This is a genomic window from Streptomyces sp. ActVer, assembly GCF_027270795.1.
Taxonomy (GTDB): domain Bacteria; phylum Actinomycetota; class Actinomycetes; order Streptomycetales; family Streptomycetaceae; genus Streptomyces; species Streptomyces umbrinus_A.
In genome coordinates, this window is record NZ_JAPWHT010000518.1 from 1 (window position 1) to 6949 (window position 6949).

Annotated in this window: 4 protein-coding genes and 1 pseudogene; all 5 read left to right on the forward strand. The window is 70.5% G+C overall.

Annotated elements, in window-relative coordinates:
- A pseudogene (locus O3Q52_RS54305) lies at positions 1-92 on the forward strand (alpha,alpha-phosphotrehalase); the annotation flags it as partial.
- Between the two features lie 126 nt (positions 93-218).
- The gene (locus O3Q52_RS46040) at positions 219-1622 is read left to right on the forward strand and encodes a phosphotransferase (protein ID WP_269654449.1); all 1404 of its coding nucleotides are present in this window, start codon (positions 219-221) and stop codon (positions 1620-1622) included.
- A gap of 63 nt (positions 1623-1685) precedes the next feature.
- Complete coding sequence (gene glgB, locus O3Q52_RS46045) at positions 1686-4091, forward strand: 1,4-alpha-glucan branching enzyme (RefSeq protein WP_269654450.1); 2406 nt, start codon at positions 1686-1688, stop codon at positions 4089-4091.
- 224 nt (positions 4092-4315) lie between these two features.
- Positions 4316-5701, forward strand: coding sequence for an aspartate ammonia-lyase (locus O3Q52_RS46050; RefSeq protein ID WP_269654451.1), 1386 nt, complete (start codon positions 4316-4318; stop codon positions 5699-5701).
- 73 nt (positions 5702-5774) lie between these two features.
- Positions 5775-6467 carry a DUF402 domain-containing protein gene (locus tag O3Q52_RS46055; protein WP_269654452.1) on the forward strand — a complete coding sequence of 231 codons (693 nt, stop codon included), beginning with the start codon at positions 5775-5777 and terminating at the stop codon, positions 6465-6467.
- Positions 6468-6949 lie beyond the last annotated feature (482 nt).

Consider the following 6949-nt stretch of genomic DNA (forward strand, 5'->3'; position numbering starts at 1 on the left):
TCCGCTTCCCCGCCATCGGCGAACTCCCCTACCTCCTCACCCTCGCCGGACACGGCTTCTACTGGTTCCGACTCCGCAAGGACATGGCCTAGAAACAGGGAGAAGAAGCAGGTAGGAGTAGAACGGGGCGGGGCGGTTTCCCCCGCCCCGCCCTGGGCACGCATCAGTAACACCCCGACTCACCCGGTTTCCGGGTCCTGGGGAAAGGACGCGACGCCATGTCGGAAGCCGTCACCCGCTCCGTGCACTCCGCTTCGACGAGTCCGGGCCTCCTTGCGTCCCTCGATCCGCTGCTTCGCGAGTGGCTGCCACGGCAGCGGTGGTTCGCGGGTAAGGGCCGTCCCGTCACCGGGTTCTCGCTGGTGGCGGCGGTAGAGGTGCTGCCGTGGGACGCGAAGCTGGGGCTGCTGCATCTGCTCGTGCGGGCGCATCAGCCGCTCGTACCGACGCAGAGTGCCGCCACGCATCCGGCCGACTGCTACCAGCTCCTGATCGGTGTGCGCGAGACGCTGCCGCCACGGCTGGCGCCCGCGCTGATCGGCCGTCCGACCGAGGGACCGCTGGCCGGACGGACCGTGTACGGGGCTCTGCACGACGCACGGCCCGCCGATGTGCTCCTGGAGGCGCTGCGGTCGCGGGCGCGCGTCGGCGACCTGCGTTTCGAGCGGGACATGCGCCAGGACATCCGGGACGGTCTGGTGCCGCGGCTGGTGACGGCAGAGCAGTCGAACTCCTCGATCGTCTACGGAGATACGTTCATCCTGAAGCTGTTGCGGCGGATCGTGCCGGGGGACAACCCCGACCTGGAGCTGCCGCTGGTGCTGTCCCGCGAGGGCTGCCCCCGGGTTCCGGCGCCCGCCGGGTGGCTGCTCGCGGACCTGGCCGACGAGACGTACGTACTGGGTGTGCTGCAGCCCTTCGTCCAGGGTGCGGCGGACGGCTGGGAGCTCGCGCTGCGTGAGCTCGCCAAGGGCGAGGACTTCAGCGGTGAGGCGCGGGCGCTGGGGCGGGCCACCGCCGAGGTGCACACGGCGCTGGCGCGGGCGCTGCCCACGGTGACCATGGGACGCGGGCAGATGGAACTGCTCGTGGACGGTATGACCGAGCGACTGGAGGCGGCCGCCCAGGCGGTGCCCGCGCTGCGGCCGTACGCGCCGGGGCTGCACACCGCCTTCGAGGCGCTCGCCGATCTGGCGGGCGAGGGCGAGACATGGACTGCCCAGCGGATCCACGGGGATCTGCACCTCGGGCAGTGTCTGCGGTCGCCGTCCGGTGAATGGTCGCTGATCGACTTCGAGGGCGAACCCTCCAAGCCGCTCGCCGAGCGGCGGATGCCGCAGCCGACCGCGCGGGACGTGGCCGGGATGCTCCGCTCCTTCGACTACGCGGCGCACTCGCACGCGCCCGTCGTGCCCGGCTGGGCCGACACCTGCCGGGCGGCCTACTGCTCCGGGTACGCGGAGGCGGGCGGGCGTGATCCGCGTACGGATCCGGTGCTGCTGCGCGCGTACGAGACCGACAAGGCGATCTACGAGGTCGTGTACGAGGCGCGGCACCGGCCCGACTGGCTGCCCGTGCCGATGGAGGCGGTCCGCCGCCTGGCCCTCTCCGGATCGTCGTAGGCGCCTTACGCCCAGCCCGCCCGCCTTTTCACCACCGTCGACTCCGCCGAGGAGGCTCCACCCGTGACGCCCCGCCCGAACCCGCCCGCCAAGAAGCCGAAGAGCGCGAAGGCCAAGGCCAGCACGGACAAGGCCACCGCCAAGGCGAAGGCCAAGCCCGCGGTCGCGGACCCCGCGGAGCCTGAGCCTGCACGAGAGGCGGAGCCCGTGCGCGATGTGGAACCCGTAGAGGCTGCCGCGCCCGTACGGGATGTGGAGCCGCCCGTGCAGGATGTGCGGCCGTTGGCCGTGCTGGACCGTGGTGACCGGGAGCGGCTGCTCGGGGGCGCGCACCACGAGCCGCACTCCGTGCTCGGGGCCCATCCCGTGTCCGGCGGTGTGGTCTTCCGGGTGCTGCGGCCGTACGCGCTGTCCGTGACGGTCGTCACGGAGGAGCTTCGGGCCGAACTGCAGGACGACGGTGAGGGGTTCTTCTCCGCCGTGCTGCCGTTGCGGGAGGTGCCCTCGTACCGGCTGCTCGTGGAGTACGAGGGGACGGTTCAGGACACCGAGGACGCGTACCGGTTCCTGCCGACGATCGGCGAGTTCGATCTGCATCTGTTCGGCGAGGGGCGGCACGAACAGCTGTGGAAGGCGCTCGGTGCCGAGCCGATGGTGCACGAGGGGGTGAGCGGCACCCGTTTCACCGTGTGGGCGCCCAATGCCCGTGGCGTGCGGGTCGCCGGGACCTTCAACTTCTGGGACGCCACGGCCTTCCCGATGCGGTCGCTCGGCTCCTCCGGGGTGTGGGAGCTGTTCATTCCCGGGATCGGCGAGGGCGAGCTCTACAAGTTCGAGATCACCCGGCCCGACGGTTCCAAGACGATGCGGGCCGACCCGATGGCACGGCGTACGGAGATCCCGCCCGCGACCTCCTCCATCGTGCACGCCTCGCGTCACGAGTGGCAGGACGGGGAGTGGATGGCGCGGCGGGCCTCCGACCCGCCGGCCCACGAGGCGCCGTTCTCGGTGTACGAGGTCCATCTGGCGTCCTGGCGACCGGGTTTGACGTACCGTCAGCTCGCCGAGCAGCTGCCGGTATACGTCTCGGACCTGGGCTTCACGCATGTGGAGCTGATGCCGGTGGCGGAGCACCCCTTCGGCGGTTCGTGGGGTTACCAGGTCACGGGTTTCTACGCGCCCACGGCCAGGCTCGGGACGCCGGACGACTTCAAGTACCTCGTCGACGCGCTGCACCGGGCCGGCATCGGCGTGATCATGGACTGGGTCCCCGCGCACTTCCCGCGGGACGACTGGGCGCTGGCCGAGTTCGACGGCCGGCCGCTGTACGAGCACGAGGATCCGCTGCGGGCCGCGCACCCCGACTGGGGAACCCTGGAGTTCGACTACGGGCGCCGGGAGGTGCGCAACTTCCTGGTCGCCAACGCCGTGTACTGGTGCGAGGAGTTCCACATCGACGGCCTGCGGGTCGACGCCGTCGCATCCATGCTCTACCTCGACTACTCGCGCGAGCCCGGGCAGTGGACGCCCAACGCCCACGGCGGGCGGGAGAACCTCGACGCGGTGGCCTTCCTCCAGGAGATGAACGCGACCCTGTACCGGCGCGAGCCCGGGGTCGTCACGATCGCCGAGGAGTCGACGGCGTGGGACGGCGTCACGCGGGCCACCCACCACATCGGGCCGGGCGGCTTCGGGGGGCTCGGCTTCGGTCTGAAGTGGAACATGGGCTGGATGCACGACTCGCTGGGCTATGTCGCGCACGAGCCGGTCCATCGCAAGTACCACCACCACGAGATGACGTTCTCGATGGTGTACGCGTACAGCGAGAACTACGTGCTGCCGATCTCCCACGACGAAGTCGTCCACGGGAAGCGGTCGTTGGTGTCGAAGATGCCGGGTGACTGGTGGCAGCAGCGGGCCACGCTGCGGGCGTATCTGGGCTTCATGTGGGCGCATCCCGGCAAGCAACTCCTCTTCATGGGGCAGGAGTTCGCGCAGGGCGCGGAGTGGTCCGAGGCACACGGGCCCGACTGGTGGCTGCTCGATCCGTCGTACGGGGCCGCCGCGGACCATCAGGGTGTGCGGGACCTCGTCCGGGACCTGAACACTGTGTACCGGCATGCTCCTGCGCTCTGGGAGCGGGACATCGATCCCTCCGGGTTCGCCTGGATCGCGGGGGACGCGGTCGAGGACAACGTCTTCGGGTTCCTCCGCCACGCGGCGGACGGGTCGCCGTTGCTGGCGGTGTCCAACTTCTCGCCGGTTGTCCGGCACGAGTACCGGCTCGGGGTTCCGGATGACGTGCCTGCCTGGCACGAGGCCCTGAACACGGACGCCGGTCGCTACGGCGGGGCCGATGTCACGAACCCCGACCCCGTCAAGCCCGACGCCCAGCCCTGGCACGGCCGCCCGGCCAGCATCCGCCTCACGCTGCCACCCCTGGCAACGGTGTGGCTCCGCCCGGCATAGCATTTCTCGCCCCCGCCGCCGCCTACCCATTCCCGTCCCAGCCTCAGGGGCTCCGCCCCCGAACCCCCAAAAGACTGCGCAGTTCCCCGCGCCCCTAAAAGGGGCGCGGGGAACTGCGCGATCAGCCACATCTGGGCCCGCACTCGACAACGCACCCCACGGGGTCTGGGGCGGAGCCCCAGGGGACGGGAATGGGCAGGGGCGGTGGGGGCGCTGTACGTCTCATGAGCGACTACCGGATCGAACACGACTCCATGGGTGAGGTCCGCGTCCCCGCGGACGCGAAATGGCGGGCGCAGACCCAGCGTGCCGTCGAGAACTTCCCCATCTCCGGGCAGCGGATCGAGCGGGCGCACATCGAGGCCCTGGCCCGGATCAAGGCGGCCGCGGCCAAGGTGAACGCCGGACTCGGGGTCCTGGACAAGGACGTCGCGGAGGCCATCCAGGAGGCGGCCGCGGAGGTCGTGGACGGAAAGTGGGACGAGCACTTCCCGGTAGACGTTTTTCAGACAGGATCCGGGACCTCGTCCAACATGAACACGAACGAGGTCATCGCCACGCTGGCGACGGAACGGCTCGGCAGGGACGTACATCCGAACGACCATGTGAACGCCTCGCAGTCCAGCAACGACGTCTTCCCCTCGTCCATCCACATCGCCGCGACCGCCGCCGTCACCCGCGATCTCGTCCCCGCCCTGGAGCACCTCGCGGACGCGCTCACGCGCAAGTCCGAGGAGTTCGCCGACGTCGTGAAGTCCGGGCGTACGCATCTGATGGACGCGACGCCCGTGACGCTCGGGCAGGAGTTCGGCGGGTATGCCGCCCAGGTGCGGTACGGGGTCGAGCGGCTCCGGGCGTCCCTTCCGCGGCTCGCCGAGCTGCCGCTCGGGGGGACCGCCGTGGGGACCGGGATCAACACCCCGCCCGGCTTCTCCGCCGCCGTGATCGCGGAGGTCGCGCGGAGCACCGGGCTGCCGCTCACCGAGGCGCGCGACCACTTCGAGGCGCAGGGGGCGCGCGACGGGATCGTCGAGACCAGTGGGCAGCTCCGGACCATCGCCGTGGGGCTGACGAAGATCGCGAACGACCTTCGGTGGATGGCCTCCGGGCCCCGCACCGGTCTGGCCGAGATCAGCCTCCCCGACCTCCAGCCCGGTTCGTCGATCATGCCCGGCAAGGTGAATCCGGTCATCCCCGAGGCCGTACTGATGGTCGCCGCGCAGGTGACCGGCAACGACGCGACGATCGCCACCGCCGGAGCCTCCGGGAACTTCGAGCTCAACGTGATGCTGCCGGTCATCGCCAGGAACGTACTGGAGTCGATCCGGCTCCTCGCGAACGTCTCGCGGCTGCTCGCCGACCGGACCGTCGACGGGATCACCGCCGACCGCGAGCGGGCCCGCGAGTACGCCGAGTCGTCGCCGTCCGTCGTGACGCCGCTGAACAAGTACATCGGGTACGAGGAGGCCGCGAAGGTCGCCAAGAAGGCCCTCGCCGAGCGGAGGACCATCCGTGAGGTCGTCCTGGAATCTGGCTACGTCGAGCGTGGAGATCTCACCCGGGAGCAGCTGGACGAGGCCCTGGATGTCCTGCGGATGACGCGCCCGTAACGTCATTCGGCCCGGCGCGCGAACCGTGACGCGCGCCGCAGCGTCGTATGCCATGGGCACCTAATATCTGTTCATGGCAGAGGGTGGAGCGGTGACACACGTGGAAGCGGGCGGGTCGGCGGCGTACTGGAACCCCGGGAGTCGGATCCTGTGGCGATACCGGGAGAACGCCGGCGAGCGCTTCCACATCGTGCGCCCCGTGACCGTCGTGCGGGACGACGAGGAGCTGCTCGCCGTGTGGCTGGCCCCCGGGACGGAGTGCGTGAAGCCCGTCCTCGCGGACGGCACGCCCGTGCACGTGGAGCCGCTGGAATCCCGCTACACCAAGCCGAGGGCCGTGCAGCGCGGCCACTGGTTCGGCACCGGTGTGCTGAAGCTGGCCCGGCCCGGTGAGCCGTGGTCGGTGTGGCTGTTCTGGGAGCCGGGCTGGCAGTTCAAGAACTGGTACGTCAACTTGGAGGAACCGCTGGCCAGATGGGCCGGCGGGGTGGACTCCGAGGACCACTTCCTCGACATCTCGGTGAACCCGGACCGGACTTGGGACTGGCGCGACGAGGACGAGTTCGCGCAGGCCCAGCGGGACGGCCTGATGGACGCCCGACTGGCCGCGCGGGTGCGGGAGGCCGGCCGGGCCGCGGTGGAGGTGATCCGCGCCTGGGGCCCGCCATTGGCGGACGGCTGGCAGCACTGGCGCCCGGATCCGTCCTGGTCCGTACCGTCTCTGCCGGACGACTGGGATCGTACGCCCGCGCACGTGTCCACGTGAGACCCTTGATGTGCCCCCGTGGTAGAACCGTAGGATCGTCCTCCGCAACGAACAGTCACGGTCGGTGCGCAGCACCGTCGTTGAGGAGTGGTGGTCGGGTGGCGGGCGGGCGCGAGGCGACAACTCCCGGAGCACACGCTGGGCTTGACCGAACGTCACCGAGGGGCGGCAGGACGTGAGCGAGGGGTACGAGGGCCACAGCGGTACGGTCAGGAGACGGCCGGACGGGCTGTTCCCGCCGGTGCCCGACGGTCCCTCTTCTGAGAGGCTGTCTGACCACGCGGTGATTCCGTTCCTGGGGCACGCATTCCGGGTATCGGGATTTCTGCGGGACGAACTGCACGCACGGCGCGCAGCACCGGACGGATGGATTCGACACGCGTGACGGAGCACCCCACCTCCCACGAGCGCCGCCAGCCAAGCGCTGCCCGGCCCACCGCCCCCGCGGACCCCCGCGGTGCGCTTCTGCGTACCCCGGAGCC

Coding starts and splice junctions, on each gene's coding strand:
- O3Q52_RS46040 (WP_269654449.1), top strand. CDS start 219: ATGTCGGAAGCCGTCACCCGCTCCGTGCACTCCGCTTCGACGAGTCCG.
- O3Q52_RS46050 (WP_269654451.1), top strand. CDS start 4,316: ATGAGCGACTACCGGATCGAACACGACTCCATGGGTGAGGTCCGCGTC.
- O3Q52_RS46055 (WP_269654452.1), top strand. CDS start 5,775: ATGGCAGAGGGTGGAGCGGTGACACACGTGGAAGCGGGCGGGTCGGCG.